Source organism: Methylobacter tundripaludum SV96 (assembly GCF_000190755.2).
Lineage (GTDB): Bacteria > Pseudomonadota > Gammaproteobacteria > Methylococcales > Methylomonadaceae > Methylobacter_A > Methylobacter_A tundripaludum.
In genome coordinates, this window is sequence record NZ_JH109153.1 from 263,496 (window position 1) to 289,208 (window position 25,713).

The window sequence follows — 25,713 nt, forward strand, 5'->3', positions numbered from 1 at the left end:
ACCGGAGAAAAGAGACGATGCCTTGCTGATGTGCAACGGATGTCTATTTTACACCGCCCTTTCTGAAGCTGTTTAAAAACAGGCGAATTCAAGATTGCGATCGTTTCATCATTCAATCTGCATAGATAAAGTACGCAACAGCGTATCAGCCTGATTATTTTTCTTCCTGCAGCCAATTGATTTCTTTCGCGGTTTGTTCGCCAATAACACATTCGTCCAAACTGGCCGCCATGCGCATACCGGTTTCCGACAGGGGAATGCGGCCAACCATGATTTCAGCCTTGGTTTGCGGATAAAGGGGCGACTGCTCCGGGTCGGCATAGCCTGTTGGGAACAGGGCGCGGTTATCGGCAGCGTACTTGTCTGTTGCCCCGACCGTGTGCAGCAATTCGTGGGCAATGACAATGTTGTTTTGCTGATCCTGGTCGATAGAGGCAAAAGCATGGATCACGGCTGCCAAGTCTTTGTCGAGTCCTAGTGAATGTTGCAGGCTTCTGCCTTCGACGGCTGTATGGTAAAGCACAAAAACACGGATACGGCGCATATCTGAATCCGAATCGGGCGTGTTTTTATAAGTCCAATAGCGGAACTTAAGCCCCCACCAGATAATTGAAGCATACCCCGAACCGGGTAGCGGCGCTTCGGGCGGTTGTACTGTCAACACGGGTCCCATCTGTATTTGGGTGGGCTGCCGGGTAATGAGCTTATATTTTTCGCTCTGCTGCCGCATAAACCGATCAACCGGCTCAAAAACGCCCGCGTCCAGTTCATTGATATATTCATTGACGACCGGGCTATTGTTATCGCCATTGATGCGGTAAATCACCACGCTTAAAGGTTCTGTCCACGATCTGGATTTTAGTTTTTGGTTTTTTGCATAAAACGCCACGACTACAAATACGGCCAATAAAATCAGGATGCGGATAATTTTGAATAGGGTCATGGTTAATACACCATAGAGGAAATAGGGGATGCGTTTAAAGGATGCTGCATTTATTTATGGATTCAGGATTTCAATAGTTTCGCTGAGCCGGAAAAAGCCATTACCCCTCATTCCCACGCGCGGCGTCACTGCCATTAAGTTACAAATACGCTAGTTCCCAAGCTCCAGCTTGGGAACCCAGATAACGAAGCTCCAGCTTCCCGCACCGAAGCTCCAGCTTCCCGCACCGAATTCCCAAGCCGGAGCTTGGGAACTAGCCTCCCACGGAAAATCATTTTTATTAACTCCCTGAGAAATCCATTTCAACTTTACCATCGACCAGTTTCAGGTTGGCGTCAAACTCTGTACCTTTAGCTGATTTAAAGCCTTTTAACATCCCCGTCTCCCCTTTGCTTAGTATTTTTTTAGCCATCGCCGCGGTGATTTTTTTATGCGCGACGGTTTTCCAGATCGCCATTTTGCAACCGTTGCGCCATTCGCTACAGCTGTAGGCTTTTACGGTTTCAATGATTTTGCCGTTACATAATGGGCAATCGGCAATGGCCTCTTTTACTACAGATCGCTTTCCCGACTCGGCTTTAACATAGCCTGTTTCGCCCAATTTATTGAGGGTCAGTTGAGCATTGAATACCTCATCGTCCAACTTGACCGCGTAACTGTGCAGGGTTCGGCTGTTTTGCAGTAATTGACAGGCCATGTCCATGGTGACCGGTACCCCATACATTTCCTTCCATAACACAAATTGGCAACCGGCTTTCCAGTCGCTGCACCCGTAGCCTTTTCTGCCTTCGATAACGGGTTTTTGGCACAACGGGCAGTCGCCCAAGCGGCTTTGGTCATAAAGCGGCCGGTCCGATTCGTCTTTTATTTTCTGGGTAAAGCGGACGATTTCGGTCATGAACTGATCGGCATCGTAAGCGTTGTGTTCTATTTTTTTGAGCTTGGCTTCCCACTCGCCGGTCATGGCCGCAGACTTAAGCCTGTCGTCGGCGATGATGGAAATAAGATGCCGTCCCGATTCGGTGCTGATCAGGGTCTTTTTTTGCCGCTGGATGTAGTTTCGCCTGATTAACACCTCGATAATCGAGGCGCGGGTTGCCGGTGTGCCGAGCCCCTTTTCTTTTAGCGCTTCCTTGAGTTGTTCGTCGTCGCAGGTTTTGCCGGCCGATTCCATGATGCTCAGCAAGCTCGCTTCGTTATACGGCTTGGGCGGCGTGGTTTTGCCCTGATTTATCGACGGCTGATGCGGGCCGGTTTCGCCTTTTACAAAGTTGGGCAGGATTTTTGACTCTTTATCGGACGTCTTTGACGCATCATTTTTATACAAGACCTGCCAGCCGGGCGATTCGATAATGGTGCCGGTGGTTTTGAATTTTACGGTGGAAGATTCACCTTTTAGAACCCCCTCTCCCGATGGGAGAGGGGGACAAACCTCACCCAGAACCGTGGTAATTTGCTTGATACAGGGCGGATAAAAAGCCGCAATAAAGCGCTGGACTATCGCTTCGTAAACCTTGGCTTCGTTACCCGACAGCGAACCCGGCAATGCGGTCGTGGGGATAATGGCATGGTGATCGGTGACTTTGGCGTCATTAAATATACGGCTGCCCAGCGTCAGTTTATCGAGATCAATCGGCTCAATCTGCTGCTCGAATCCGGATCGTAATTTCACCAACAAAGGCTTCATGCCCGGCTTCATATCGTTGGTTAAACAACGGCTGTCGGTACGCGGATAAGTGACGTGTTTTTTCTCGTATAACTGCTGGGCAGCGCTTAAGGTTTGATCAGCAGTCAGGCCGTAGCGAATGCTCATGTCTTTTTGCAGATCGGTCAAATCGTACAATAACGGCGGGCTGAGCGTTTCCTTCTTGCCCTTGACCTCGGTAATCCGGAAATCCCGATCCGAGATTTGGCTTAACCGGACTTCCGCACCGGCTTTGTGGTCGAAGCGCCCGTCGGCATATTGAAAATCGGCGTCCCGGTACAAGGTATGCAATTCCCAGAAATCCTTGGGTATGAAACCGGCGATGTCCGAATCTTTTTGCACGATCAGCGCCAGCACCGGCGTTTGCACCCGGCCTATCGTCCATAAGCCGCCCTGCCGGCCGAACTTGAGGGTGTACAGCCGGGTGGCATTCAAGCCGACGATCCAGTCCGATTCGCTACGGCATTTGGCCGCGCGATAAAGTCCGTCATAAGCGTGGCCTTCCTGCAACGTTGCAAAACCTTTGCGTATCGCATCGTCGGTTAAGGAGCTGATCCACAGGCGTTTAAACGGTTTTTGCAGGCACTCCGCCCAGGACAGAATATACCTGAAAATCAACTCCCCTTCCCTTCCGGCATCGGTCGCGCAGATGATTTCGTCGGCTGCCTTGAACAAGTGTTTGATGGTGTTCAGCTGTTTTTGAGCTGAGGCATCGCCCCTGGCTTTTAAGCCGAATTGTTCAGGAATGATCGGCAGGGATTCCAATGACCAGCGTTTCCAGGCGGGGTTATATTCATCCGGTTCTTTCAGTTCGACCAGATGGCCGAACGCCCAGGTAATTTGGTAGCCGTTGCCCTCAAAATAACCGTCGCGCTTGTTGCTGATACTCAGGCATTTGGCTATGTCGCGGGCGACTGAGGGTTTTTCGGTCAGGATGACTTTCATGATGTTGGAATGATATTTAAAAAATTATCACCACGAAGACACGAAGTTTTATTTCTTCGTGTCTTCGTGGTGAATAAACACTCTTTAGTCGCCTATAGTCAAAGACTCGTTACTTGATAATCTTGTAACACGGCAAATATTTCTTGCCCGGCAATTTCATCCGGTGTTGCTCAACAAATGAGGCCAACAGGGAATCCATCAGCGCCATGATGTCCTCATCGCCGCGAATTTCGAAATGACCGTATTGTTCGATCGCGCGTATACCTTCGTCTTTTACGTTACCCGCCACGATGCCGGAAAACACGCGGCGCAGGTTGGCGGCGAGCTGGTGATTTTCCTGGTCTTTATGCAAGGCCAGATTTCTCATGTTTTCATGGGTCGGTATAAACGGCTGTTGAAACACATGGTCGATCTTAAGCTGCCAGTTGAAATAGTAGGCATCGCCCTTTTCTTTGCGAAATTGCCGCACCTGCTGGATGCCCGCCAGCATTTCTTGAGCGACCAGCACCGGATTATCGATAATGATTTGGTATCGCTGCTGCGCGGATTTACCCAGGGTGCCGGCAATAAACCGGTCGATTTCCTTGAAGTAATCTTCCGAACTGTCAGGCCCGGAAAATATCAGCGGAAACGGCATGTCTTTATTTTCAGGATGCAGCAGGATACCCAGTATATAAAGGATTTCCTCCGCCGTACCCGCACCGCCGGGAAACACCACAATGCCATGCCCGGTACGGACAAAGGCTTCCAGGCGTTTTTCAATATCCGGCAGGATCACCAGGTCGTTGACGATCGGATTCGGTGATTCGGCGGCAATAATGCCGGGTTCGGTTATCCCCAAATACTGGCCGTTTTTTATCCGCTGCTTGGAGTGACCGATGGTTGCTCCTTTCATCGGACCTTTCATCGCGCCCGGACCACAACCGGTGCAAATATCCAAACCGCGCAGCCCCATCTCGTGACCGACCGTCTTGGTGTAATCGTATTCCTTCCGGCTGATTGAATGCCCGCCCCAACACACCACCATTTTTGGCGTGGTCATCGGCCGCAGAATTTTGGCGTTGCGCAAGATGTGGAACACGGCGTTACTGATGCCGTCCGAGGTGTTCAGATCAAACATCGGATTATTATTGATCTCGTCGCTGACGTAGATAATGTCGCGCAGCACCGCAAACAAATGCTCGTTGATGCCTTTGATCATTTTGCCGTCGACAAAGGCATGGGCCGGGGCGGACTTGACGTCCAGCTTAATACCGCGCTGCTCCTGGACTACGCGTATCTCAAAATCGGGATAGCGTTCCAGCAATTCCTTGCCGTCATCCATGCCGCTGCCGCAATTCAATACCGCAAGCGAGCAATTGCGAAACAGCCGGTACAATCCGCCCTGACTGGTATCGAGCAACTTGGTTACTTCGGCTTTGGACAGCACATCCAGACGGCCTTCGGGGGTGATGCGTGCGTCAACGACTTGATGGTGTTTCATGATATTCCTTTTAATTATGTCAGCGTGATTACCGGCTGTATTTAGCGGTAAACACAGCATGTCGATTCATTCGGCATTCAGCGATCTACAGATATTATTTAGCCTGGGTTAACTATCATGGGCTATAAAAATGAATTCGATCACTAAAAAAATGCTGCTCATCGGTTTTGCGCTGCTGCCCAGCGCCTGTGCCCATTATCCACAGCAACATTCGTATTATCCAGGCAACGCTGCTTATAGCAGCGGATATACCATTATGCATAGAAACTATTACGGCGAAAGACCGGATCACTATGATAATGGCTATCGCCAAGGTGATGCCTATTTTTCACATCATGACCATCATGATCAACACAGCGTTCAGCGCCAATGGGGCAACAACCATCCGGAATCCCGGCATCAACATGACAGGGGCCATGATCGTTCTTTTAGCGACGGAAATAGTCGCCAACATGACGGCGACAGCGATAGTCATCACAACAACTTCGAGCGTAGAAACTATCGTTAATAGGTTATCGGTCAATAAACGTCCCCTTTAAATTTAGGGCCTTTATCCCTCATGGAAACACGACCTTCTAAATTATCAATGGCTATACTGGGCATTAGCCTCTATAATGCAACGCTTAGTAGGCAGCACTCCGTACAAACGCGAGGCTTCTACTTAAGTTTTGCATGTTATTCAGCACTTTTCAGAAATTCCATTCGCTTTTCTCCTTAAAATTGCCCGGCATGATTTGCAATCAAACATTTTTCATTGATTTATATAGGTAATTTTATGGCAACAGGTACTGTTAAGTGGTTTAACGAAGCTAAAGGTTTTGGTTTTATTTCGCCTAGCGACGGTAGTGCAGACGTATTCGTACACTTTTCTGCAATCGCAAGCGACGGCGGTTACCGCACATTGGCTGAAGGCCAAGCGGTTAAGTACGATGTAGAATCAGGCCCTAAAGGACCACAAGCGTCACAAGTAAGCGCAGCTTAATCCGCCTTACTGTCCAACACCCAACCCCGCCTTCGATAATTAGCGGGGTTGTGGCATAACCGGATCATCCGGCCAATCAACTCACCCCCTAATTTAGGACATGTCTTTTGAAACGAATTTTTGTAGGAAACTTACCTAGCGAAGCCACTGAAGAAACTGTACAGGCTTTATTTTCTGAATACGGCAAAGTCCGCTCCATTCAGCTTGTTTCCGATATCTTTAGCGGAAAATGCCGGGGCTTCGGCTTTATCGGAATGGAAGGTCACGAAGCAAGAGCCGCGATAGCCGCGCTAGACGGCAACCTGTATTGCGGAAAACCATTAAAAGTTAAATTTGAAGATACGACTGCCGGTAAAAATGGCAGACGCCATTAAAATATTAACCGCTCAGCTCCACTATCCCCTTATTATTCAACTGCCTTAGCCGCACCACGGCAACAGGGCGTTGTCACAAACTGATTATCTAAATCATTCCGTCCAACGGATTGATTTGAATGGATTTATACCCTCCGAAAAGATAGACAGCAGCAAGGCGCGTGAATATAGCCGAGCTATCTGGGCGACCTGCTTACCGGTCGCCCCCAATTCCGGGCAACGGCAGCATCCATTTATCCACGTATTTTCCGGATTCTTTAAAGCCATCCGCAAGCTCTTGACGCGAATATCCGTTTCAAGCGGCCGATAAATTCAACCGATTGGTTGAGTGATCAAACCCCGCCCTATTTCCACAAATAAAGCTTGACAACAAATCTCGTGAATCGGCCTTTTCCACAAGCGCACTCAATACACTTTTGTTTCAATCGCATCACTGAAAAGCTCAGTCCGACGCTGGAAAAACGCCGCCAAAATTATCTTTATGCCATCTAAGTAATTGATATTTGATGCTATATTCATAGCGAACCGCACACTGACTACAATCTGAACAATCTAACAAAAAAGCTTAAGAAGTGAATAGTTAGGGCGTTTACTTCCAGTTTACCCACAGAGTTATCCACAGAAAATGTGGATAACCTTGATCTGTAAAAGAGCATCCATTTTTATCGGTTTAGCCGCCAATAACTGTTGAAAAATATTGGCTACCTGACTGATTGGACCTGCCGAGGCATCTTACTCCTGCTTGTCATTCACCAAATCGTAAGTGATGTCAGGATTGAACCCCATAGGCCAGTAGATAGCTGCAAACGGCGGCCAGAATAGTGAAACGGTGCGGAATTTTGTCCTCAACCTGCCCTCTTTGACAACCTTGCCCCCTTTTTCCAGACTGTAAGGAATACCTCCTTCCGGCGGTATTCCTGCGGCCGTCCAGAAAAACGGCTTGGTGGTCACCTTGCCGTCGGCCTTGATGTCTACCGGTTCCGGCCTTTTGTAAACATGCAGATCAGTGCCGGGCGGCACTTTGAACGTACCTGTCGTGGTACAGCCTGAGACCAAAACCAGCAAAGCCAGGGCTAAACATATTTTTCTTATCATTGTAGTTCTCCAGGTTGAGTGGGATATTAGCTATCCCAGCGCTTAAAAATCAATGAAGTATTGATACCCCCAAAAGCAAAGTTATTACTCATCACATAGTCGCAATCGAGCTTGCGGATATCCTCTTTAATATAGTCCAACTGCGCGCATTCGGGGTCAATATTGTCAAGATTGGCCGTGGCATGAAACCAGCCTTCATTCATCATATTGACCGCCACCCAGGCTTCCAGCGCGCCGCAAGCACCCAGAGTGTGGCCGGTAAAGCTTTTCAGCGCACTGATCGGGGTTTTATTGCCGAATATCGCCGCAGTCGCATGGCTTTCGGCGACATCGCCGTGACTTGTTGCGGTGCCATGCGCACTGATGTAACCGATGGCGGAAGCCTCCAGCCTGGCATCCTGCAGGGCCAGGCGCATCGCAACCTGCATACTGTCACTGTTAGGCTGGGTGACATGCAGGCCGTCCGAATTGGTGCCGAATCCCACCAATTCGGCATGAATATGAGCGCCACGCGCCAGTGCATGCTCCAACTCTTCCAATATCAAGGTGCCTGCGCCCTCGCCGATGACCAAGCCATCCCGGTCGCGGTCAAAAGGCCGGGGGCTTTTATCCGGCGTCTCATTGCGCAGACTGGTTGCAAACAAGGTGTCGAATACTGCGGACTGAATGGCCGATAATTCTTCAGCGCCGCCTGCGACCATCAGCTTTTGCTGGCCGAACTTTATCGCCTCATAACCGTACCCAATGCCCTGACTGCCCGAGGTGCAGGCGCTTGAGGTTGTGTAAATCCTGCCGTTTATGCCGAAAAACAGGCTGATATTGACCGGCGCGGTATGGCTCATCATCCTGATATACGAAGTGGCATTCAAACCGCCGGTGGCATGGTTAAGGAGCATGTTGCCGAACTCGGCGATAGCATCGGGACTGCCCGATGAACTGCCGTAAGCGATGCCCATCTGCCCGCTTTTAAGGCAATCGTCACCCAGCAAACCGGCATCAGTCAGCGCCAGTTCGGTTGCGTAAGTCGCCATTAAAGCGATACGCCCCATGCCGCGAACTTGCTTGCGCGAATAATGCTCAGGCTTGGTGAAATCGGCGGGCGCCCCCAAGCGGGTATTCAAGCCTTGGTACTTATCCCAGTCCTGCATTGTTTGAATGCCGGTAGACTTGTTTTTAAGGCGTTCGGCAACTTGCCGCCAATCGTTGCCTATCGGCGAAATCCCCGCCATGCCGGTCACTACCACGCGTTTTAACATAAGCCACCATTAACTGAAATAACCTGCCGGGTCACGTAGGCCGCATCTTCGGACATTAAAAAAGCCACGACCGCCGCCACTTCTTTAGGGCTGCCTACCCTGCGCGCCGGAATCATTTTCTTGATTTCTTCCAGCGGCAATTCATTGACCATCTCCGTATCGATAAGGCCCGGCGCCACGCAATTGACGGTAATATCGCGTTTTGCCAGTTCCAAAGCCAGCGCTTTGGTCGCACCGATAATACCGGCTTTTGCCGCACTGTAATTGACCTGACCGCGATTGCCCATCAAACCGGAAACCGACGATAAAGTGACAATGCGCCCCGGTTTTCGCCGCCTGACCATCGGCATGACCACCGGCTGCAAGACATTGTAAAAACCGTCGAGATTGCTGTGGATCACGCTGTCCCACTGTTCGCCGGTCAGCGACGGAAAGGCGTTATCGGCAGTGATCCCGGCGTTGCATACCACACCGTAATAAGCGCCGTGGCTTTCAATATCCTGATTGAGTTGTTCGCCGCACTGCGCGCGGTCGGCAATGTCGAATTGCAAGATCCTGGCGTGTCGGCCTAGCTGCCCGATTTCGGCAACAACCGCCTCGGCCTGAGTACGTTGGCTGCGACAATGAATAACCAAATCAAAGCCCTGTTTAGCCAGATATAATGCAATCGCTTTACCAATGCCCCGACTGGAACCGGTCACTAAAACAGTTTTATTCATATTGTGCTCATGTGTTGTTTCAATACTTCACCGCGTTCCCACGCGTTGCGTTCATCTTTAATTCCGGCAGTCCTTTACCTGGCGTTAGGCGGAAAACAGGCCACTATCCAGACCTTCCAGGTTTTAAAAACCTGGAAGGTCTAACTCGCAACGTTTTCGACAGACGAAACATACTGTCTCATGTGTTGTTCAACGGAGGTCGATAAACATTGAGGTTAGCCGCAACGTCCACGCCTTCCCCCAGAATTCGGCACTCAAAAACCCCCAAGCCGTCATCCTGCATGATTTTATTCACCCGTATCGTCAACGTTGCGCCGACCTTAAACGCAGAAACATTACTGTTGTAACGACGGGTTCCGAGCAGGAAGCCCATGCGTATCGGCTCATTGGCCTGCCTCGCCTTCACGCCGACATACGCGGCTATCGCTTGGGCCATATATTCAATACCGGCCCAGGCAGGAACGGTCTGATCATCGCCAAACAAACCATCGCCGCGTACCACCAGTTCGGCCGTCAAGCCCTGCTCGTCATAGTCAATGATACGCTCCAGCAACACCATGTCGCCGGTATGCGGAATCAGCTCGGTAACGGCTGATCGCTGTTCCAGACGCGATTCTACCTTCCTCATCCGTGGAGTCGTACCTCCTGCATCCATGCAGTTGTCGGCAATATCGTTCATGCCCGCTCCACCACAATAGACAAGTTATTGCCGCCAAAGGCAAACGAGTTGCTTTGACAGGTATTGATTCTTCGCCCCAAGGTTCCGCCTTTTTTGACCAGATTTAACGCAGACAATGCCGTATCCGGCTCATCATCGTTGATATTGGGAATCAACGCGCCCTGTTCATCGTCATGGGTCAGCAACAACCAACAAAAAGCCAATTCCAATGCGGCGGCAGCGCCCAGGGTATGCCCGGTCATGCCCTTGCTGGAGCTCGCCGCCAACTTTGATCCGAACACCGCATTAACGGCTTTGCTTTCCATCACATCGTTCAATACCGTTGCCGTTCCGTGCAGATTCAGATAATCGATCTCACCCGGTGTTTTGCCCGCATCATCCAGCGCATTTTGCATGGCCCTGATCACATCGGTCGCGTCAGGATCGGGTGCGGCAAAATGATAGGCATCGCTGGTTGCGCCTATGCCTCGCAATACCACCGGCCCCGGTTCCTCACTCAACACAAAAAGGCTGACCGCTTCGCCGATATTGATACCGTCGCGGTGCATTCCAAAAGGCTTGCACAAGCCGCTGCTGATCGATTCCAGCGCCGTAAAGCCGTTAACGGTCAAGCCGCATAAACTATCCGCCCCACCCACGATAACCGCATCGCATAGACCCTGCCTGATTAATCGCCGTGCCGAGGCAAACGCCTTGCCGCTGGAAGAACAGGCCGTAGAAATCGTGTAGGCCGGGCCTTGAACGCCCAGAAAATCCGCCAAAAAATCCGCCCCCGCACCCATTTGCTGTTGCTTGTAATGAAACTGATCCGGCAATACGCCGTTTTCAGCCCAATAATCCAACGCAAGTTCGGTATTGCGTACGCCCGAAGTGCTGGTGCCCAGCACAATGCCGATACGATCGGCGCCGAATCGGGCCATCATGTCAGTCACAGTCGGTTCGATCTGGCTTAATGCCGCCAGCAGCAGGCGATTATTCCGGCAGTTGTAAATCCCCCCCGGCCCCCCTTTTTCAAAGGGGGGAGAAAGAGAGCAATCTTCCGCGGACTCCCCTTTATTATCAAGCAGGACTCTCCCCCCTTTGAAGAAGGGGGGTAAGGGGGGGATTTCCGGGAGATCGGCAGCAACAGCGCCGACAATGCAGCGAGTCCCGAACTCATCGCTTGCTACCAATCCCGACCGGTCACCGGCCAGCAAGCGCTTTAGTACCTCGGCTTTACTATTACCTAACGCACACAACAGGCCTAAATCATTCAGGTATAAGGTCATAACTTATCGTTTTAATGTTCAGGCGGTAATTGTACTGAAAATTGACCAGTTCAACGGCTTTCGGCCAAACCGGATCGGGGGATAAATAGTTAACTTCAACTTGTTTTTTACCACGGATCGTTAAAAAGCGCTTTTTATCGACTTCTTCCAAACGCCATCCGGCCGGGAGTTTTTTTTGCAGCTCGGCAATCGGCCAGTAAACCAGTTGCAGATCGGAAATGATAAATTCCGGGTTGAGCGACTCCGGTAATAACGGGCTTTTATCGGACACGACAGTGTTACCGTCGTAAGCTAAGTTGAACAGGCTCAAGCCGTCATTACTGAGCCCGGCCATTGCGATATGCTTTGCATCCAGTTCCAGAACCGCCAGCAGGGATTCCTGCCGATCCGCCCAAACCGCGTTTATTTGCTGCACTATTCGTCTGGCCGGGCCTAAAGGTTGCGCGATCGGCATTAATTCCGGCTTGGCGGCAACTTGCTCCGGCTGTATCAGCGCACAACCGGACAGCCAGAGTAAAAACATGGCACTGAGAATCCTTATCCGCATAATTCAACCAGAGCATTCAACCTCGAACATGCATGGTTGACATAAGAGCGTGCTAGTTCCCAAGCTCCAGCTTGGGAATTCAGTGAGGGAAGCTCCAGCTTCCCGTCTCGCGAAGCTACGACTTCACCTCGTTCCCACATGCCGCGCTCATCGTTATACGCAAGTGCCTGCGCGACACAGTCATCCGTAACTCGCGGCGCAGCGCGCCTTGACTGCATTCCCACGCGGCGCGTGGGAACGAGCGACAACACGCTTATCGGCATAACTCAACCAAAGTATCCAACCTAGGCCGGGCATTTTTGACGTAAGGATTATTTTCATCCCAAGCATAACCGGCCAGTATTGAACTGATCATCGCCTTAACTTCAGGCTGCTGCTGCGGATGAAAGATGACGTCCTGAAAACGGCCGTCATACCACGCATCGACAAACACCCGGAAGGTATCAACACCGCGCTGCAAGGGCTCGGCGTAATCCTGCTGCCAGTCCACAGCCTCATTGTTAAATTGCCTGACCAACACATCCGCAGCCAAACTGGCCGATTTCATCGCAATGGTAACGCCGGATGAAAACACCGGGTCCAAGAACTCACCGGCATTGCCCAACAGCGCATAGCCTTTGCCGTACAAGCTTTTTACATTGGCAGAATAACCGACGATGGTATTGATTTGCTCATCGAACGCAGCGTTCTGAAGCAACGCGGTCAAGCTGGGGTCTTGATTGATGATGTCCTTCAAGGCCTGGTCGTTATTGTCCCAGCCTTGAAGAAATTCAGGTTCCGCAACCACGCCCACGCTGCTGCGTCCGTTGCTGAACGGGATCAGCCAATACCAGACGTCTTGATGCTGAGGGTGTACCGTGATCCGGATTTTGTTTCGATCGAATTGGCCGTCACCAATCCGGTCTTCAATATGCCCGAACAAGGCTTGCCTGACCGGAAACCCGGAAGGCGATTCCAAATCCAGTAACCTGGGCAGGATGCGCCCGAAACCGCTGGCATCCAGCACAAAATCGGCGCTATAGGTCATGACTTCGCCCTGTTGATTGCGCACCATCAGCTCCGGCCGGTCGACGGAAAAATCGGCCGCCGTCACTTCCATTTGCCACTGTATGTCAACGCCCATGCGCACCGCTTCATCGGCCAGCAACTTGTCGAACCGGCCGCGCTGTACCTGAAACGTGGTGCCGATGCCGGGGCTGAATTTATCTTCAAAGGAAAATTCGGTTTGCAGGTCCCGGCATACGAAAGACGCGCCGTTCTTGTACTGGAACCCGGCGTTGACTAACGCGTCCATCATCCCGGCCTGCTTGATGAATTCCATGCATTGCGGCAACAGGCTTTCGCCGATACTGAATCGCGGAAACAGCTGGCGCTCCAGAATGGTCACCTGAAAGCCCTGATTTTGCAGCAATGCACCGGCGATACTCCCGGACGGCCCGGCGCCGATGATGATAATTTCGCCTTTATTATTCTTAATTGTCATGATGATTTGTTGCTACTCAAATGTTAAAAAATAGAACGCAGATGCCAAAAGTAGGCGCCTCTAGGCGACGCTGATAAATATGATGAGCACAGATGATTCAATAAAAATCTTATTTAATCATAATTATCCGCGTCATCTGCGTTCCATTGTATCTGATGACTGAATATCCTTAAGCCCAATCAATGGCGCGCACAGCAGCGCGGTTACAATTCCGGCAGTTACGGTAAACCCGAACGCATGCACGATCTCGGTGGAACTGGTCGCCAACAAGCCGAACGCCAGCAAGGTCGTCAATGCCGAAAGCGTAACCCCCAATGAGGTGCTGGCGCGTCTGTCGCCCGCCATAAAAAAGAACAGCCCGTAATCGACGCCGATGCCCAACACCAGCAACAACGCAAACAGGTTGAACAAGCTGAACAACTGGCCGAACCACCCCAGCATGGCTAACGAAACCGCCAGCGAAACAACCGGCACCGACATGATGGTTACGCTATTGCGCCAACCGAACTTGAAGCCCAAGCCCAGCGAGGCCAGACAGAACGCAATCGCCAACAAGCCGCTGGCCCTGATTCTATAGCGCGCAAACAATGACGATATCGACTCGACCTGATCCACCCAGACTATGCCCGGCAAATCCTGTAGCGCAGCTAATGCGCCAGCATCATTAATACCGATTAAAGCAACCGTGCTTTGGCAGCGGCCGGAATCACAACCCAGCCACAACTGCTGCTTGGTTTCATCGGTAGTCGCCAGCCATTCCGGCAAGGTCAACGTGTTGCGCGCTGCTTCGGCAAACTGCTTGAGTTCGGCTTTCACGGCCATCTCGTCAAAGCCGAGATCGATCATGTAGCGTTCAAGCAAGCCGGAGTCGTACAGCTTGTGCTTTAACAGCCGGTAATTTTGCTGCTGTTGGTTTGCATCGGGCCAATAGCCGCTCAAGCCTTCATAAGCAGTCAGCGCTTTTTGCTGTTTTAACGCATCCAGGCGTTTAAGCAGTGTTTGTTCATTTTGATGCCAATCGGCTTGATCTGTCCCCGACACCAGAAAAAACGGGTTGTCAGGACTCATCGGAAATAACTGCCGGATTTTATCGGCGGTGCGAAGTAACTCGGCTGGCGGCGATTGCAGCAAGCGCACATCATCCTGCGGCGTCAATATCCACAGACCGCCCGCGATAAAAACCGCCAATACCAATCCCAGCCAGCGCCGGTTTTTGTTGACCCAAAGCGGCCAGTGTTGCTCCCAATAAGTTGTCAGTTTAAGTATGGCCGGCTCATGATCGAAGGTGAACCCGGTTAACAGTAACGGAAACAGCAATACCACCGTCAGCCATGCGACCAGCAAACCCATCGCGGAAAATAACGCCACTTCCTGCAAGCCTGGAAACGGCGAAAAACCCAAGCCCGCATAACTTAGCAGATTGCTTAACAACCCTAAAGAAAGCCCCGGCAGAATAAACTTTAGGCCCTTCCGGGGATTCCAGTCCTTCTCGCCGAAACTGTCGCACAAAAAATGTTGTGCATAGTCATCGGCAACGCCGATCAAGCTGGCTCCGAAAACCAAAGTCAGAATATGTATCTTGCCGAAAAACAGCACGCAGATAACCAACGCGGCAAGCAGGCCGCTCCCGATTGCTAGGCTCGATAACAGCAACGGCCGTACGCTACGGAAAGTCGCCCACAGCAACACGATAATGCCGAGGCTCGAGCCTATGCCGACCGTGGAAATCTCCTGTTTGGCCGACTGCGCGCCATGCGCGGTAAACAACGGCATGCCGGAAACCAGCAACTCGCCTCCGGCCGCTTTGACTTGCTCGGTTGCGCTGTCAACCAGGCTCGACAAGGTTTCCAGCTTGTCCAGCTGCAACCTTTCATCCTGCAAATCGGTCAATAACAATGCCCAAAAACGATGTTGATCGGACAACACGACGATGCCCTGTTCCAGATTCAACTTGATCGGATTTTGCGCACTGAAATAACGGCTGAATATCAACGACGGATCGCTCTCAAGACTGGCCGCCTGCATTTGCCCGATGGGGCTGTTGAGTAACTCCAGATTTTGCTTGATTAACTCATCGGGCTTTGTCGCCAAGATTGCTTGGGTTTGCGCATCCAACAGCTGATAACGATAAGGAAACAGTTGTTGATACTGCTTGATATATTGCTGCTGCGGAAACTCCAGCACCACCTTGTTAAACAGCTGGCTTTGCTCCAATTGCTGCTTAAGCTTTTGCGCATGATTGATGGCTTCTTGAGACGTCGCAGCACCGGCCAGCCAGACCACTTTCCGGTTCAGCAGCTGATTATGTTGCTGCGTGGCTTTGGCGATTTCCGGCTGTTGTTCGCTGGTCGGCAATAACGCTAAAAAGCTGGTCTCCAGCCAGTCTTTAGTCAAGGCCTGACTGCCGAGAACACAGATGACCAGCATTCCGACCAGCCAAAGCCCTGCGGTCAACTTAGGGTGATAAACGTTCAAAATCGGCTTCTTGTTCATCGGTTAACTGTGCAGGGTGCGTGATGTTTTCGAAAGTAATGCGGGTGACATTGCCGCCTGCTTCGCGTATTTCCAACCAGCGCAGCTCGGTATCGCCCGACAGCACCATCGTGCTGATAATTTTTTGCAGCATCTCATCCTTGGGTGTTAGCGCCAACTGCCAGACTGTTTTTTGATCGGTTCCGGTGATGGCAAAGCCATCTGTTAACGCCGCTAAATCACCACCCAACATGGCCTTGAAAACCTTGCCGAAAGCCGCCGGTACCGCTTGCTCGCCCTGCCCGGTCAACAGCCGCGACTCATTGACCAGCAGTAACGAAACAACCGGCGTCAGGGTTTTCCAGATAACGCCCTTGCTTTGGTGGTACGTAAACGTGCCCGTGGAAATTAAAGGCTTGTGTAGTACCTTCAGGTGTTTTTGCTGGTGAAAATCGCCCTGGGTGATCGGCGTTTTTGCCAATCGCGCGGCGATCTCAGTCAATACCGCTTCGCCTGCGACACCTTGGCTAAATGCCAAGCAATACAGCAGCAGCGCTTTTATTAAAATCAAGAAACCTCCAGGCCGAGTTTTTCAAACAACACAGCGGGCGATGCAAAGCACATTTCCCGCGTTGCCAACTTTACAGCCACTTGAACGCTATGGCCTTTGGTCAGCCTTAAGCCTGAGCTTTTATCGGTGATCAGGTAATTTATTTTCAGGCGATTTTCCCATTCGACGATTTGCGCTCTTACCGTAATGGTCTGCCCGAACACCGCCGGTTGCGCATAGCGGATGCCAAGATCGATCACCGGCCACGCATAGCCCGAGTCGCGCATTTGCGGATAGTTGTAATCGATTTTGTCCAGCAGGGCGCAACGTGCGATTTCAAAATACTTGGCGTAATGCCCATGCCAGACCACTTCCATCATGTCGACATCATGAAAGGGGATTTGCAGGTCGATTGAAGTTTGATGAATCATTATATTCTCCGAGCCTCGGGGCGCAGCGCGCCCGGACTGCATTCCCACGCAGCGCGTAGGAACGAGGAGAAAGTGACGCAGAGGACAATTTCCAAATACTTGGCATAATGCTCATGCCTCCCCCCCTCCATCATGTCGACATCATGGAAAGGGATTTGTAGGTCGATTTCAGCGTAATGAATGTCTCTAATCATATCTCTCTCGTTCCCACGCGCTGCGTGGGAATGCTGTGTAAGGCGCGCTGCGCCGCGAATCACAGCCAATCCTTAAAAACAGGAATCAACCCGGCAACGCCCGCATAATCCCTGGCGCTGGAATACCGCCAATGCGTAGCTTCATCGACATAGCCCCGTTTCACCGGATTTTGATGGATATACTCCAGCTTTTGCCGAAGCACCTGTTCGTTTTCGATTAACTGCGGATGCGATCCCTCTTCCCAACATTGATAATCACGATCCTCGCGTTTGTAATCTTTGCGGAAAAACGCCAACTGCTGCAATAACCGCTCGGCGCGACATTCCTTCAAGTGGTCGATCAGTTTACGGGCAGTGTAGGATTTGAAGCGCGGCAATTCCAACGTTAGATTCTTTGCTTGTACAATCATATGAAGGTGATTTTCCAGGATGACATAGCCGTATATTTTCCAGCCGTGTTCTTCTTGCCGGTATCGTAGTGCGTCGAGAACAATGCTTGCGGTTTGCTGACGGGTAAACAGCGGTATCCAGTTCAGCACCGTGCAGGTTAGAAAGTGCGGGGCTTGTTCATGGCAGATTCGATAGCGGCTACGGCCCATGGCGTTTAATCCTCGGGGCGCAGCGCGCCCTGAACTGCATTCCCACGCGGCGCGTGGGAACGAGGAGTAGTGTCTGGGAACGAAGAATCATATAGTTCCCAATACTGCTTGCGACTCAACTCCAAACATAACCGCAGCTCTTGCTCCAACGCCCGATCGGCACTTAAAAACGGGCTATGCTCCCGTAATTGCCTGACGGTGTTTTGCAAAGCCGGGCTTAACGAATCCACATTGCCCCGCAACTCAACGCCCTGAACAACCGCAAGCAACACGGCTACGGCAACCTGCTCGGTCAGCTCCAAAATGCGGATGCAATCCCTAGCCGCAATGGTCCCCATGCTGACTTTGTCCTGATTGTGGCATTCGGTGGAACGGGAAAACACGCTGGCGGGCATGGTCAGCTTAAGGGCTTCCGCCGTCCAGGCGGAAACGGCGATTTGCAAGGCCTTGAAACCGTGGCTCAACAAGGCTTGCTCGCCAACGGCGCCGGAAAGATTGGCCGGCAGGCCGTTATTGAATTTAGGGTCCATCAACTGCGCCATTTGCCGATCCATTAAATCGGCCAAGTTAGCTACGGCGGTTTTAAGAGAGTCCATCGCAAAGGCGATATGTCCGCCGTAAAAATGACCGCCATGCAAAACATGTTCGCCTTCCGCATCGATGATCGGGTTGTCGTTGGCGCTGTTTAATTCGGTTTCGATAAACTGCCGCAGCCAGGGCAATGAATCTTCCAGCACGCCGATGATATGCGGCGCGCAGCGTAGCGAATAGCGATCCTGCAAGCGGGTGTCGTGACGCGGCGCACTGCGCCGCAACTGCAAATCCGCACGTATCCGCTCGGCGACGCGATTCTGGCCGGGGTGCGGTTTAACCGAAAACAACTTTTCGTCAAAATGGTAGGCATTGCCTTTTAAGGCGACCGAAGCCAAGCTGGTGATGCGTGAGCTCAGCCTGGATAAATACTCGGCTCGCTGGTAGGCAAGACAGGCAATGCCGGTCATGGCCGCCGTGCCGTTCATAATCGCCAAGCCTTCTTTGGGTTTTAAGGTCAGCGCTTCGATATTGAGCCCGGCAAAAACGGTTTGCGTGGGTTGACGCTGCCCCTGATAAAGCACGTCCCGCTCACCGGCCAGAACGGCCGCGACATAGGATAACGGCGTTAAATCGCCGCTGGCCCCGACCGAGCCTTCCTGCGGAATCATCGGCAGAATGTCCTGCTTTAATAATTCAGTCAGTTGCTGCAATAACTTGTAACGGACACCCGAGTAACCGCGCGCCAGACTGGTCAAGCGCGCCGCCAGTATCGCCCGTGTTTGCCGGGCATCAAAATGATCGCCTAGCCCGCAACCATGGAAGGTGTAAAGCTGTCTGGGCAGTTGCTCGACCAGATTGAGCGGAATGGACACCGTGCAGGACTCGCCGTAACCGGTGGTTACGCCGTAGACAAAGCCTTCTTCCTTTAACAAGGTGTCGATAAACCGGGCGCCTTTGTTGATGCGCTCAATAAATTTCGGCTGCCTGCCTAACTTCGCCTGCGCTTGTTGGTTGGCAATTTGGCAAATCGCCTCAATTGTCAACGGCTGACCATCAAAAACTACGGTATTCTTACTGTTCATCGCTTTTTTTATCAGCCAAGTGCCAAAAATCGAAAAAGTTAAACCACTGTAACGGTTCCATTAAACAATAGCGCTCCAATCGCCGGGCATAGTTTTGTATAGTTTGCTGCATGGCTTGCTCTCGGTTTTTTCTGGGGAACGTCAGCCTATCGCTGAAATGCTCAAAATAGATCACCTGCTTGTCCTGTTGTTTCAAGCAAAACAGCGTGTAAACCGGACATTTAAGCAGTGAGGCCAGGATAAAGGGGCCTTGCGGAAACAACGCATCCGCGCCCAGAAACTCGGCATGGCTAACACGCGGATTCCGACCCACCGACGTTCTGTCTGCGGTAATAATGATCAATTCGCCGTTATCGATTTTATCGCTCAGCAGCATGGCCGTGGCGGCGCTGATGTCGGTCACCTGGATCAGGTTTAAACCGCTGTTCGCATTGGTTTGCTTTAGCAAGCGATTGAATTTTTCCGCATGTTTGGTGTGTACCAGCACGTTAATGCGAGGTGCATCATCCAGATCCGCAATCACGCGGCAGACTTCAAGATTACCCAAATGCGAACCCAGCAGGATTGCGCCCCTATCCGCCTTGACGTGAGCCAACAGTTCGTCGCGTCCTCGATAACTGATGTCGGCACGCGACAACGCACCGGACCAGGCCGCCAATTTATCGATAATGGCGTTGGCAAAGCTAATGAAGTGCCGATAGCTGTCCCGGAGATTTCCGCTTAACTTTGATGCGGGCGAAAGCTGTGCAATGCGCTTTAGATAAGCCTGACTGGCCGCCCTGCCCGGTTTGTTCACTAGCCAGTAATAACTCACAACAGGATATAAAAACCACTGTAACACGGTACGCCCGAACAACAGGTAAACACGCAGCAAGAAACGCATGCCCCAAATCATGCTCCACTCGCCCATCTCTGCCCAATGCGACGATTTACTCATCGACGGTGCCTGCCCAACAATTGCGGGATGCGCAGCAACATGCCGAAAAACAGTTTGGCATGGGTTTTCGAGATCATCAGATTATCTTGCCACAACTTGAAATGCGACACGCCGTCGTACGGGTATTGCACCGCAGTCGGTCTATTGACGACATCAACGCCCTGCCAGTACAGGCGCACCAGAATGTCGATGTCAAAATCCATGCCTCTGGCTATGCGTGTGCCATCGGCTAACTTGGCCACCGCCGCCAAGGGGTACAAGCGAAAACCGCACATGCTGTCCGCAATCGCAAGCGACAAGGTGTTGATCCATACCCACAGATTGGCAATGGTTCGACCGTAAACCCGGCTCTTTGGCGCTGTTTTATCAAACAGCGGTTGGCCTAAAATCAGCGCGTCGGGATGCTCCCTGCCCGCCTCAATAAACGCTGGAATGTCGTTGACGTTGTGCTGCCCATCGGCATCGATCTGGATCGCGTGGCTAAATCCCAAAGCCTGTGCCGCCTTAAAACCGTCCAGCACGGCTGCACCTTTGCCGCCATTTTCCGAACGGTTGATTAACGTAAGCCACTCCGGTTCACGTTCGACACAGTCTGCTAAAATTTGGGAACAAAGCGCCGAGCTGCCGTCATTAATCAATATCGTCGGAAGGCCGAAGCTTTTTAATTTGGCAAGCACCTGGGGAATCGCGGCTTCGTGATTGTAAACGGGGATAATGATACAGGAGTTCATTCCTTACCCTCGTAAACCATGCGTCCTGAACTATGCATACCGCGCTCCGAACTGAAATTAAAGTACAGTTTTCCCGACGCCGCTTTCCAATCGAGAGCCAGCGTTAATTCATCGCCGGGCTGTATGACTTGGGTAAATTTAACAACTTCCAGCTGCGAGAACGGTTTATCAATCACAAAAAAAAGTTTACCGAAATGTTCGACCCAGGCCAGTTGCACTACGCCCGGCAAAATCGGGTAACTCGGAAAATGATCGGGGAAATAAAGCAAATCTTCGGGCACCTTAAGGCCAAGCCGGACGCCTTCCGGCGTCAGTTCAAGAGTGAGTGCTTGAGGCAATTTTCGGTTGTCAAAATCCAACAGGCTTTTTAACAACGGCTGATTTATTTTACCTTGGCTCGTTAACGGCATGGTGTTCACAAACAACCATTTTCTGGGCAATACCACCGCCTCGAACCATTGCTCAAGCGCCTTGCGCAGTTGCCTGATCAGCCGGTTTCGACCCTGAATTGCCTCCTGCTCCAAGCCCTGCGAACTTAACACCACGATCGCCGCAACGACATCCCGGTGATGGGTTATCACCAGCGCATGCGCATCATCTATCCACGGCTCGCTCATCAAGCGTTGTTCCAGTTCGACCAGAGACAGGCGTTTTTCTTCTATTTTGACTATGCGGTCCGAACGCCCATGCAGCATAAACCGGCCATCGTCCAGCAGGATGATTTGGTCGTCCAGTTGAATCCCTCCGGCCCCCCCTTTTTCTAAGGGGGAAAGATGCTTCCTTGGTGAAAAAGAGGATTCCTCCGCGGTAAAGGAGGAAGATTCCTCATCCCCCCCCTTAGAAAAAGGGGGGCTAGGGGGGATTTCCAAATAAGGCGAATGCAAAAACCACTTCCCATCAATACAGCTTAACCTCATGCCGGAAAATAACGTCCAAGCGGCCGTCATAGATTGTCGCCGCCAGGCAATACCGCCGGTCTCGGAGCTGCCGTAAATTTCAACCACCGCCTGCTTGCCATCGTTCAATATCTGCTCGGCAGCCTGCTCCGGCAACGCGCCGCCTGAACTGAAAATCGCCTTTAACTTGGCAATACCTTCCCAGGGCGAAGCTTGATCCAAGCGTTTTAAATGTGCCGGACTGGCAATCCAGTAAGCGGATTCGTGTTGAATGGCATTAACCAGCGTTTCAGGATTGATATAAGCCTGACTATGAAAACACCGTCCAGCCGACAACGGCCATAACACGCGAAACAGCAAGCCATAGATATGCTGATGGCTGACCGTTGCCAACGCCGCCGCATCGCCCAGTTGTTCGCCCCAATGTTTTTCCAGCGTAGCGATTTCAAGCTGAAACTGGTTTAGGCATTTGGCTATCGGCTTGGCCTGCCCCGTAGAACCGGAGGTAAAAATGACCAGCTGACTTTCCGAAGGATTCAACGGCGACAAAGACCGGCTGGAACTAGCCGATGCCTCTAAACAGTAATCGAAGCACTCGCCGGTTTGCCAATCGCCCAGCAACTGACAGTCTGGCGATAATTGCTCGGCGGTGCCGGGGCGATTATTGCCGGGTATCCGGATCTGTTTACCGGCATGCAACAACGCAAACAACAGCACGGCAAAAGGATAAGCGTCTTCGGTGTACAAGGCGTAGTGCTGAAACGGTTGCGCTTGCAGTTTATCGACCCAGTAGCTAACCGTGTTTGCAAACTGCCCTGCCGAATAATAATGCCCGGCATGATAGGCAACAGGCGCATCATTCGGCCTTTGAGCGATTAAACAGTGGGACAACGGCAGCAACTTATCGGACATGCTTTTGGGTTCTCATCCTGACCAGGTATTCGGCGGCGAATAAAACGCCCATCAACACGTAAGCGATCAGGCCATTGTATAAACTCCACACTTCCAGGCTGCACCAAAACGCCGTTATCCATGCCAGAGTGCCGTTAACGATAAAAAAAACGCACCAAACTTGAGTCACACGACGGGTATAAATAACGCCTTCCGGCGGCAAATCGGGATGCTGTAAACGGGCCAGACGTTCAATCAAGCTGGGCGGCGAAAACAGGCTCCAGCCGAAAATGAGCAACATCAAGCCATTGACCAGAATCGGATAAACCAGCAAAGTGCCTAACTGATTGCTCCACATCGCAAATACGCAATAACCGATGCCTGCAATCAATAGCGGGGTGCTCCAGTGTTTAATGGAATAACTGGCCGCCAGTCTGACCAGCAACAATGCAATCAATAGGCAGGCTATTTTCCAGGGCTCGAAATAATCTCTGCCGAAAAAAACGACCAACGGGTATAACAACGTCGATAACCCCATCACACCACTTACAAACAAGCGCATAGTTATCTCGTTCCTATGCACTTATCGCATTGCGCCGCGAGCCGTATGCGGGTTCCCCCAAGCTCAGGGATAATGAAGCTCTCGGCAACTGCTCCCTGCGTTGCTCTACCTCCTGCGCCCATGCAGTTGCAGCTTCGCGAGACGGGAAGCTGGAGCTTCCCGCACCGAATTCCCAAGCTAGAGCTTGGGCACCAGCACTCAAACCCATCACGCCGTTTACAAACAACCGCATATCAGCCATTAAGCATCTTATAAACCGCCTCGACCACATCGCCAATAGTGCGGGCCGTTTTGAAATCTTCGGCTTTGATCGCTTTGCCGGTCATTTCTTTAAGCCTGACGATCATGTCCACCGCATCGATACTGTCGAAATCCAGGTCTTCGTACAACCGGGCTTCCAAAGTAATCGCCTGTTCATCCATCTCAAACATCTCGACCATAATCTCCTTGATGGCCGTTAAAATTTCTTCGCGCTCTTTCATGCCCTACCTCCGTGTACGTCGCCTTGCGGGCGCGCTGTCATGCGTGAAAACCCTCTTTGCTGATAATTTTTTATCATCATAGCCTCAATCGCGCGCCGCTTGAATGTAATCCGCCAGCGTTGAAACCGAGGCGAAAATCTTCACCACGTCTTCTTTTTCGGCATCAATTTTTACGTTGTATTTTTTTCGGATAGCCAAGCCCAATTCCAGGGCATCGATGGAATCCAGCCCCAAACCGTCATTAAACAACGGTGCCTGACTGTCTATATCCGCCACGCTGATGTCTTCCAAATCCAGCGTATCAATAATGAGTTGTTTTAATTCATTTTCCATCGTGCTTATAAAGTTCTCTCTGTTGAGTAAAGTAATCTTGCTGATATTGTGTAAAGCGACGGACGCCTACCGATTTTGGACTGATGCCGGCAAATTCATCCAGTGGAATATCATCGCCGACGTGCATGGTCAGATGAAAGCGGCGCTCGGGAATTTGATACCACCGCTCGGTTTTGGTTAAGGTGCTGGGAGTGCAGGTCAACGTCACCGGGGTCACGATGGCATTCGCCTGCAAGGCAATGGCCGCCGCGCCGCGTTGAAAATGATACGGCTTGCCCGGTATTGATCGCGTTCCCTCAGGAAAAATAATCATCGATCCGCCTGAGCGTAACCAGGCAACGCACTCGGCTATCATTTGCTCGGGATCGCCATTGCTGATGTATCCGGCGTTGAGTATGGGGCCGCGCATAAACGGATTATGCCACAGCTTGGCTTTGACAATACAACTGGCCTGTTTGATCCGGCTGATCAAAAATACAATATCGACCAGCGTTGGATGGTTGGCGATAATCAATTGGCCGGGGCGGTTAAGCTTTTCCAAACCCACGATTTCGTAAGTCATTACCCCCAGCCGGTGCATCAAACCGATGAACACATAAAAACTGTAACTCACCGTTTTTTGGCCCCGGCCGACCTTTTGCCGCCGATTGCCGGGCAACAGCGACAGCACCGGAAACACGAAGACCCACAGCAATAAACCGCCGACGCCAAAACTAAAAAAACTTAATCCTGTTGCCAGAAGACGCCAGCCATAGCCTAATTTTGCCGCTATTTTTTGTGCCATTCCCAGCTATGTCTATGATTGCCCAGCACCAACGTGTTATCGTCGGCAACAAGAAATTTTATAAAAGAGAGTATCTGCAAAGCCTGCTCGCCATCGTCGCGATGCGCGGATGAGTTGTTAAATTGCAACGGCAAGCCGTTCCCGGTTAAAGACACTTTTAAAGCCAGCGCACAAATGGCAGGCGCATTGAGCGCAAACGGCAACGACGGATAAAAATCCGATAGCGGTTCATCATACAACACGATCAGCACCTCGCTATGGTGTTCCTGCAAAAGCCCCAGGGCTTCAATAAACGCCGGAGCAATACCGTCCTGGCCCGGCGCAATCACGGTAATTTCCTGGTGACAGTCATAGGCTATTGAAAACAATCCCGCTATGGCGTTATGAACTGACAAACTAAAGGCTGTCGGAGAAACTTCCTCACCTTTCTGCATGCTTTTTAGCATCTCCAATGATTTATTCACTTCGCCATGGGCGGAGCTGAAAACAATAGGCAATGACTTATCGCTATCAATACAACCGTCCGCGGCATTAAAAACCGCTCTGGCTAATGGGCTTAATCTGCGTTGCAGTATCTTGGGCACCGCAGCCGGTATGGCCGCTTTTTCCTCTTGGGCAAAGGTCTGATGGTCGCGCCACTTTTGCCAATCTTCGTGACAGCTCATTCCGGGAGCCCAAGCGTTCCAGTCTCGCAGTACAAAATCGACTGTCATTATATCAATCCGGTTGAACGTTTACACTTGACGGACAATAAAA

The 25,713-nt window shown here is 51.3% G+C and carries 27 protein-coding genes; 3 read left to right on the forward strand and 24 right to left on the reverse strand.

What is annotated here, in order from left to right:
• Positions 1-154 precede the first annotated feature (154 nt).
• The 3 genes from METTU_RS14175 to ppnN form a co-directional block, all read right to left on the reverse strand.
• Positions 155-943 carry a hypothetical protein gene (locus METTU_RS14175; RefSeq protein ID WP_006892422.1) on the reverse strand — a complete coding sequence of 263 codons (789 nt, stop codon included), beginning with the start codon at positions 941-943 and terminating at the stop codon, positions 155-157.
• Positions 944-1,223: 280 nt separating this feature from the next.
• The gene (locus METTU_RS14180) at positions 1,224-3,593 is read right to left on the reverse strand and encodes a type IA DNA topoisomerase (protein WP_006892423.1); all 2,370 of its coding nucleotides are present in this window, start codon (positions 3,591-3,593) and stop codon (positions 1,224-1,226) included.
• Between the two features lie 109 nt (positions 3,594-3,702).
• Complete coding sequence (gene ppnN, locus METTU_RS14185) at positions 3,703-5,076, reverse strand: nucleotide 5'-monophosphate nucleosidase PpnN (protein WP_006892424.1); 1,374 nt, start codon at positions 5,074-5,076, stop codon at positions 3,703-3,705.
• 130 nt (positions 5,077-5,206) lie between these two features.
• Between ppnN and METTU_RS14190 the strand changes: the two genes are divergently transcribed.
• The 3 genes from METTU_RS14190 to METTU_RS14200 all read left to right on the forward strand — a co-directional run bounded on the left by METTU_RS14190 (position 5,207) and on the right by METTU_RS14200 (position 6,432).
• Positions 5,207-5,584, forward strand: coding sequence for a hypothetical protein (locus METTU_RS14190; RefSeq protein WP_040580819.1), 378 nt, complete (start codon positions 5,207-5,209; stop codon positions 5,582-5,584).
• 267 nt (positions 5,585-5,851) lie between these two features.
• Positions 5,852-6,058: a cold-shock protein gene (locus METTU_RS14195; RefSeq protein ID WP_006892427.1), complete on the forward strand. Its 207-nt coding sequence runs from the start codon at positions 5,852-5,854 to the stop codon at positions 6,056-6,058.
• Between the two features lie 107 nt (positions 6,059-6,165).
• Positions 6,166-6,432 carry an RNA recognition motif domain-containing protein gene (locus METTU_RS14200; RefSeq protein WP_006892428.1) on the forward strand — a complete coding sequence of 89 codons (267 nt, stop codon included), beginning with the start codon at positions 6,166-6,168 and terminating at the stop codon, positions 6,430-6,432.
• A 732-nt stretch (positions 6,433-7,164) separates the two neighbouring features.
• On the opposite strand, the gene METTU_RS14205 is transcribed toward METTU_RS14200, so the two are convergent.
• From METTU_RS14205 to METTU_RS14310, 21 genes are all read right to left on the reverse strand, one after another.
• Positions 7,165-7,527 carry a hypothetical protein gene (locus tag METTU_RS14205; protein ID WP_006892429.1) on the reverse strand — a complete coding sequence of 121 codons (363 nt, stop codon included), beginning with the start codon at positions 7,525-7,527 and terminating at the stop codon, positions 7,165-7,167.
• Between the two features lie 26 nt (positions 7,528-7,553).
• A complete protein-coding gene (locus METTU_RS14210; protein ID WP_006892430.1) occupies positions 7,554-8,783 on the reverse strand; it encodes a beta-ketoacyl-ACP synthase in 1,230 nt (409 codons plus the stop codon).
• Positions 8,777-9,502 carry a 3-oxoacyl-ACP reductase FabG gene (gene fabG, locus METTU_RS14215; protein WP_006892431.1) on the reverse strand — a complete coding sequence of 242 codons (726 nt, stop codon included), beginning with the start codon at positions 9,500-9,502 and terminating at the stop codon, positions 8,777-8,779. Before fabG ends, METTU_RS14210 begins: the two co-directional genes overlap by 7 nt.
• Positions 9,503-9,680: 178 nt before the next feature.
• Positions 9,681-10,181, reverse strand: coding sequence for a hotdog family protein (locus METTU_RS14220; protein WP_006892434.1), 501 nt, complete (start codon positions 10,179-10,181; stop codon positions 9,681-9,683).
• Positions 10,178-11,449, reverse strand: coding sequence for a beta-ketoacyl-ACP synthase (locus tag METTU_RS14225; RefSeq protein ID WP_006892435.1), 1,272 nt, complete (start codon positions 11,447-11,449; stop codon positions 10,178-10,180). The genes METTU_RS14220 and METTU_RS14225 overlap by 4 nt, the downstream gene beginning before the upstream one ends.
• Positions 11,430-11,972: a DUF3261 domain-containing protein gene (locus tag METTU_RS14230; RefSeq protein WP_254257975.1), complete on the reverse strand. Its 543-nt coding sequence runs from the start codon at positions 11,970-11,972 to the stop codon at positions 11,430-11,432. The genes METTU_RS14225 and METTU_RS14230 overlap by 20 nt, the downstream gene beginning before the upstream one ends.
• A 277-nt stretch (positions 11,973-12,249) precedes the next feature.
• Positions 12,250-13,479 carry an NAD(P)/FAD-dependent oxidoreductase gene (locus tag METTU_RS14235; protein WP_006892442.1) on the reverse strand — a complete coding sequence of 410 codons (1,230 nt, stop codon included), beginning with the start codon at positions 13,477-13,479 and terminating at the stop codon, positions 12,250-12,252.
• Positions 13,480-13,611: 132 nt separating this feature from the next.
• Positions 13,612-15,972, reverse strand: coding sequence for an MMPL family transporter (locus METTU_RS14240; protein WP_006892443.1), 2,361 nt, complete (start codon positions 15,970-15,972; stop codon positions 13,612-13,614).
• Positions 15,935-16,522 carry a LolA family protein gene (locus METTU_RS14245; protein ID WP_006892444.1) on the reverse strand — a complete coding sequence of 196 codons (588 nt, stop codon included), beginning with the start codon at positions 16,520-16,522 and terminating at the stop codon, positions 15,935-15,937. Before METTU_RS14245 ends, METTU_RS14240 begins: the two co-directional genes overlap by 38 nt.
• On the reverse strand, positions 16,519-16,932 hold the full coding sequence (locus tag METTU_RS14250; protein WP_006892445.1) for an acyl-CoA thioesterase: 414 nt from the start codon (positions 16,930-16,932) through the stop codon (positions 16,519-16,521). Before METTU_RS14250 ends, METTU_RS14245 begins: the two co-directional genes overlap by 4 nt.
• Before the next feature lie 253 nt (positions 16,933-17,185).
• Complete coding sequence (locus METTU_RS14260; RefSeq protein ID WP_006892447.1) at positions 17,186-17,725, reverse strand: REP-associated tyrosine transposase; 540 nt, start codon at positions 17,723-17,725, stop codon at positions 17,186-17,188.
• Between the two features lie 5 nt (positions 17,726-17,730).
• Entirely contained in the window at positions 17,731-19,341 is a 1,611-nt protein-coding gene (locus METTU_RS14265) for an HAL/PAL/TAL family ammonia-lyase (protein ID WP_006892448.1), read from the reverse strand.
• Complete coding sequence (locus tag METTU_RS14270; RefSeq protein WP_040580828.1) at positions 19,331-20,278, reverse strand: lysophospholipid acyltransferase family protein; 948 nt, start codon at positions 20,276-20,278, stop codon at positions 19,331-19,333. The genes METTU_RS14265 and METTU_RS14270 overlap by 11 nt, the downstream gene beginning before the upstream one ends.
• Positions 20,275-21,009: a glycosyltransferase family 2 protein gene (locus tag METTU_RS14275; protein WP_040580831.1), complete on the reverse strand. Its 735-nt coding sequence runs from the start codon at positions 21,007-21,009 to the stop codon at positions 20,275-20,277. Before METTU_RS14275 ends, METTU_RS14270 begins: the two co-directional genes overlap by 4 nt.
• Positions 21,006-22,817, reverse strand: a complete 1,812-nt coding sequence (locus METTU_RS24560) for an ApeI family dehydratase (protein ID WP_006892450.1) — start codon at positions 22,815-22,817, stop codon at positions 21,006-21,008. The genes METTU_RS14275 and METTU_RS24560 overlap by 4 nt, the downstream gene beginning before the upstream one ends.
• Positions 22,807-23,358, reverse strand: coding sequence for a COG4648 family protein (locus METTU_RS14285; protein ID WP_006892451.1), 552 nt, complete (start codon positions 23,356-23,358; stop codon positions 22,807-22,809). The genes METTU_RS24560 and METTU_RS14285 overlap by 11 nt, the downstream gene beginning before the upstream one ends.
• Before the next feature lie 13 nt (positions 23,359-23,371).
• Positions 23,372-23,599: a hypothetical protein gene (locus METTU_RS14290; RefSeq protein WP_040580834.1), complete on the reverse strand. Its 228-nt coding sequence runs from the start codon at positions 23,597-23,599 to the stop codon at positions 23,372-23,374.
• The gene (locus METTU_RS14295) at positions 23,592-23,840 is read right to left on the reverse strand and encodes an acyl carrier protein (protein ID WP_006892452.1); all 249 of its coding nucleotides are present in this window, start codon (positions 23,838-23,840) and stop codon (positions 23,592-23,594) included. Before METTU_RS14295 ends, METTU_RS14290 begins: the two co-directional genes overlap by 8 nt.
• Positions 23,841-23,924: 84 nt before the next feature.
• Positions 23,925-24,173, reverse strand: coding sequence for a phosphopantetheine-binding protein (locus METTU_RS14300; protein ID WP_006892453.1), 249 nt, complete (start codon positions 24,171-24,173; stop codon positions 23,925-23,927).
• Complete coding sequence (locus METTU_RS14305; protein WP_006892454.1) at positions 24,163-24,957, reverse strand: lysophospholipid acyltransferase family protein; 795 nt, start codon at positions 24,955-24,957, stop codon at positions 24,163-24,165. Before METTU_RS14305 ends, METTU_RS14300 begins: the two co-directional genes overlap by 11 nt.
• A complete protein-coding gene (locus METTU_RS14310; RefSeq protein WP_006892455.1) occupies positions 24,942-25,670 on the reverse strand; it encodes a beta-ketoacyl synthase chain length factor in 729 nt (242 codons plus the stop codon). The genes METTU_RS14305 and METTU_RS14310 overlap by 16 nt, the downstream gene beginning before the upstream one ends.
• Positions 25,671-25,713 lie beyond the last annotated feature (43 nt).

Excerpts from the sequence above, each read along its gene's own strand:
- METTU_RS14175 (WP_006892422.1), bottom strand. The coding sequence starts at position 943 with ATGACCCTATTCAAAATTATCCGCATCCTGATTTTATTGGCCGTATTT.
- METTU_RS14180 (WP_006892423.1), bottom strand. The coding sequence starts at position 3,593 with ATGAAAGTCATCCTGACCGAAAAACCCTCAGTCGCCCGCGACATAGCC.
- ppnN (WP_006892424.1), bottom strand. The coding sequence starts at position 5,076 with ATGAAACACCATCAAGTCGTTGACGCACGCATCACCCCCGAAGGCCGT.
- METTU_RS14190 (WP_040580819.1), top strand. The coding sequence starts at position 5,207 with ATGAATTCGATCACTAAAAAAATGCTGCTCATCGGTTTTGCGCTGCTG.
- METTU_RS14195 (WP_006892427.1), top strand. The coding sequence starts at position 5,852 with ATGGCAACAGGTACTGTTAAGTGGTTTAACGAAGCTAAAGGTTTTGGT.
- METTU_RS14205 (WP_006892429.1), bottom strand. The coding sequence starts at position 7,527 with ATGATAAGAAAAATATGTTTAGCCCTGGCTTTGCTGGTTTTGGTCTCA.
- METTU_RS14210 (WP_006892430.1), bottom strand. The coding sequence starts at position 8,783 with ATGTTAAAACGCGTGGTAGTGACCGGCATGGCGGGGATTTCGCCGATA.
- fabG (WP_006892431.1), bottom strand. The coding sequence starts at position 9,502 with ATGAATAAAACTGTTTTAGTGACCGGTTCCAGTCGGGGCATTGGTAAA.
- METTU_RS14220 (WP_006892434.1), bottom strand. The coding sequence starts at position 10,181 with ATGAACGATATTGCCGACAACTGCATGGATGCAGGAGGTACGACTCCA.
- METTU_RS14225 (WP_006892435.1), bottom strand. The coding sequence starts at position 11,449 with ATGACCTTATACCTGAATGATTTAGGCCTGTTGTGTGCGTTAGGTAAT.
- METTU_RS14230 (WP_254257975.1), bottom strand. The coding sequence starts at position 11,972 with ATGTTTTTACTCTGGCTGTCCGGTTGTGCGCTGATACAGCCGGAGCAA.
- METTU_RS14235 (WP_006892442.1), bottom strand. The coding sequence starts at position 13,479 with ATGACAATTAAGAATAATAAAGGCGAAATTATCATCATCGGCGCCGGG.
- METTU_RS14240 (WP_006892443.1), bottom strand. The coding sequence starts at position 15,972 with ATGAACAAGAAGCCGATTTTGAACGTTTATCACCCTAAGTTGACCGCA.
- METTU_RS14250 (WP_006892445.1), bottom strand. The coding sequence starts at position 16,932 with ATGATTCATCAAACTTCAATCGACCTGCAAATCCCCTTTCATGATGTC.
- METTU_RS14260 (WP_006892447.1), bottom strand. The coding sequence starts at position 17,725 with ATGGGCCGTAGCCGCTATCGAATCTGCCATGAACAAGCCCCGCACTTT.
- METTU_RS14265 (WP_006892448.1), bottom strand. The coding sequence starts at position 19,341 with ATGAACAGTAAGAATACCGTAGTTTTTGATGGTCAGCCGTTGACAATT.
- METTU_RS14270 (WP_040580828.1), bottom strand. The coding sequence starts at position 20,278 with ATGAGTAAATCGTCGCATTGGGCAGAGATGGGCGAGTGGAGCATGATT.
- METTU_RS14275 (WP_040580831.1), bottom strand. The coding sequence starts at position 21,009 with ATGAACTCCTGTATCATTATCCCCGTTTACAATCACGAAGCCGCGATT.
- METTU_RS24560 (WP_006892450.1), bottom strand. The coding sequence starts at position 22,817 with ATGTCCGATAAGTTGCTGCCGTTGTCCCACTGTTTAATCGCTCAAAGG.
- METTU_RS14285 (WP_006892451.1), bottom strand. The coding sequence starts at position 23,358 with ATGCGCTTGTTTGTAAGTGGTGTGATGGGGTTATCGACGTTGTTATAC.
- METTU_RS14290 (WP_040580834.1), bottom strand. The coding sequence starts at position 23,599 with ATGGCTGATATGCGGTTGTTTGTAAACGGCGTGATGGGTTTGAGTGCT.
- METTU_RS14295 (WP_006892452.1), bottom strand. The coding sequence starts at position 23,840 with ATGAAAGAGCGCGAAGAAATTTTAACGGCCATCAAGGAGATTATGGTC.
- METTU_RS14300 (WP_006892453.1), bottom strand. The coding sequence starts at position 24,173 with ATGGAAAATGAATTAAAACAACTCATTATTGATACGCTGGATTTGGAA.
- METTU_RS14305 (WP_006892454.1), bottom strand. The coding sequence starts at position 24,957 with ATGGCACAAAAAATAGCGGCAAAATTAGGCTATGGCTGGCGTCTTCTG.
- METTU_RS14310 (WP_006892455.1), bottom strand. The coding sequence starts at position 25,670 with ATGACAGTCGATTTTGTACTGCGAGACTGGAACGCTTGGGCTCCCGGA.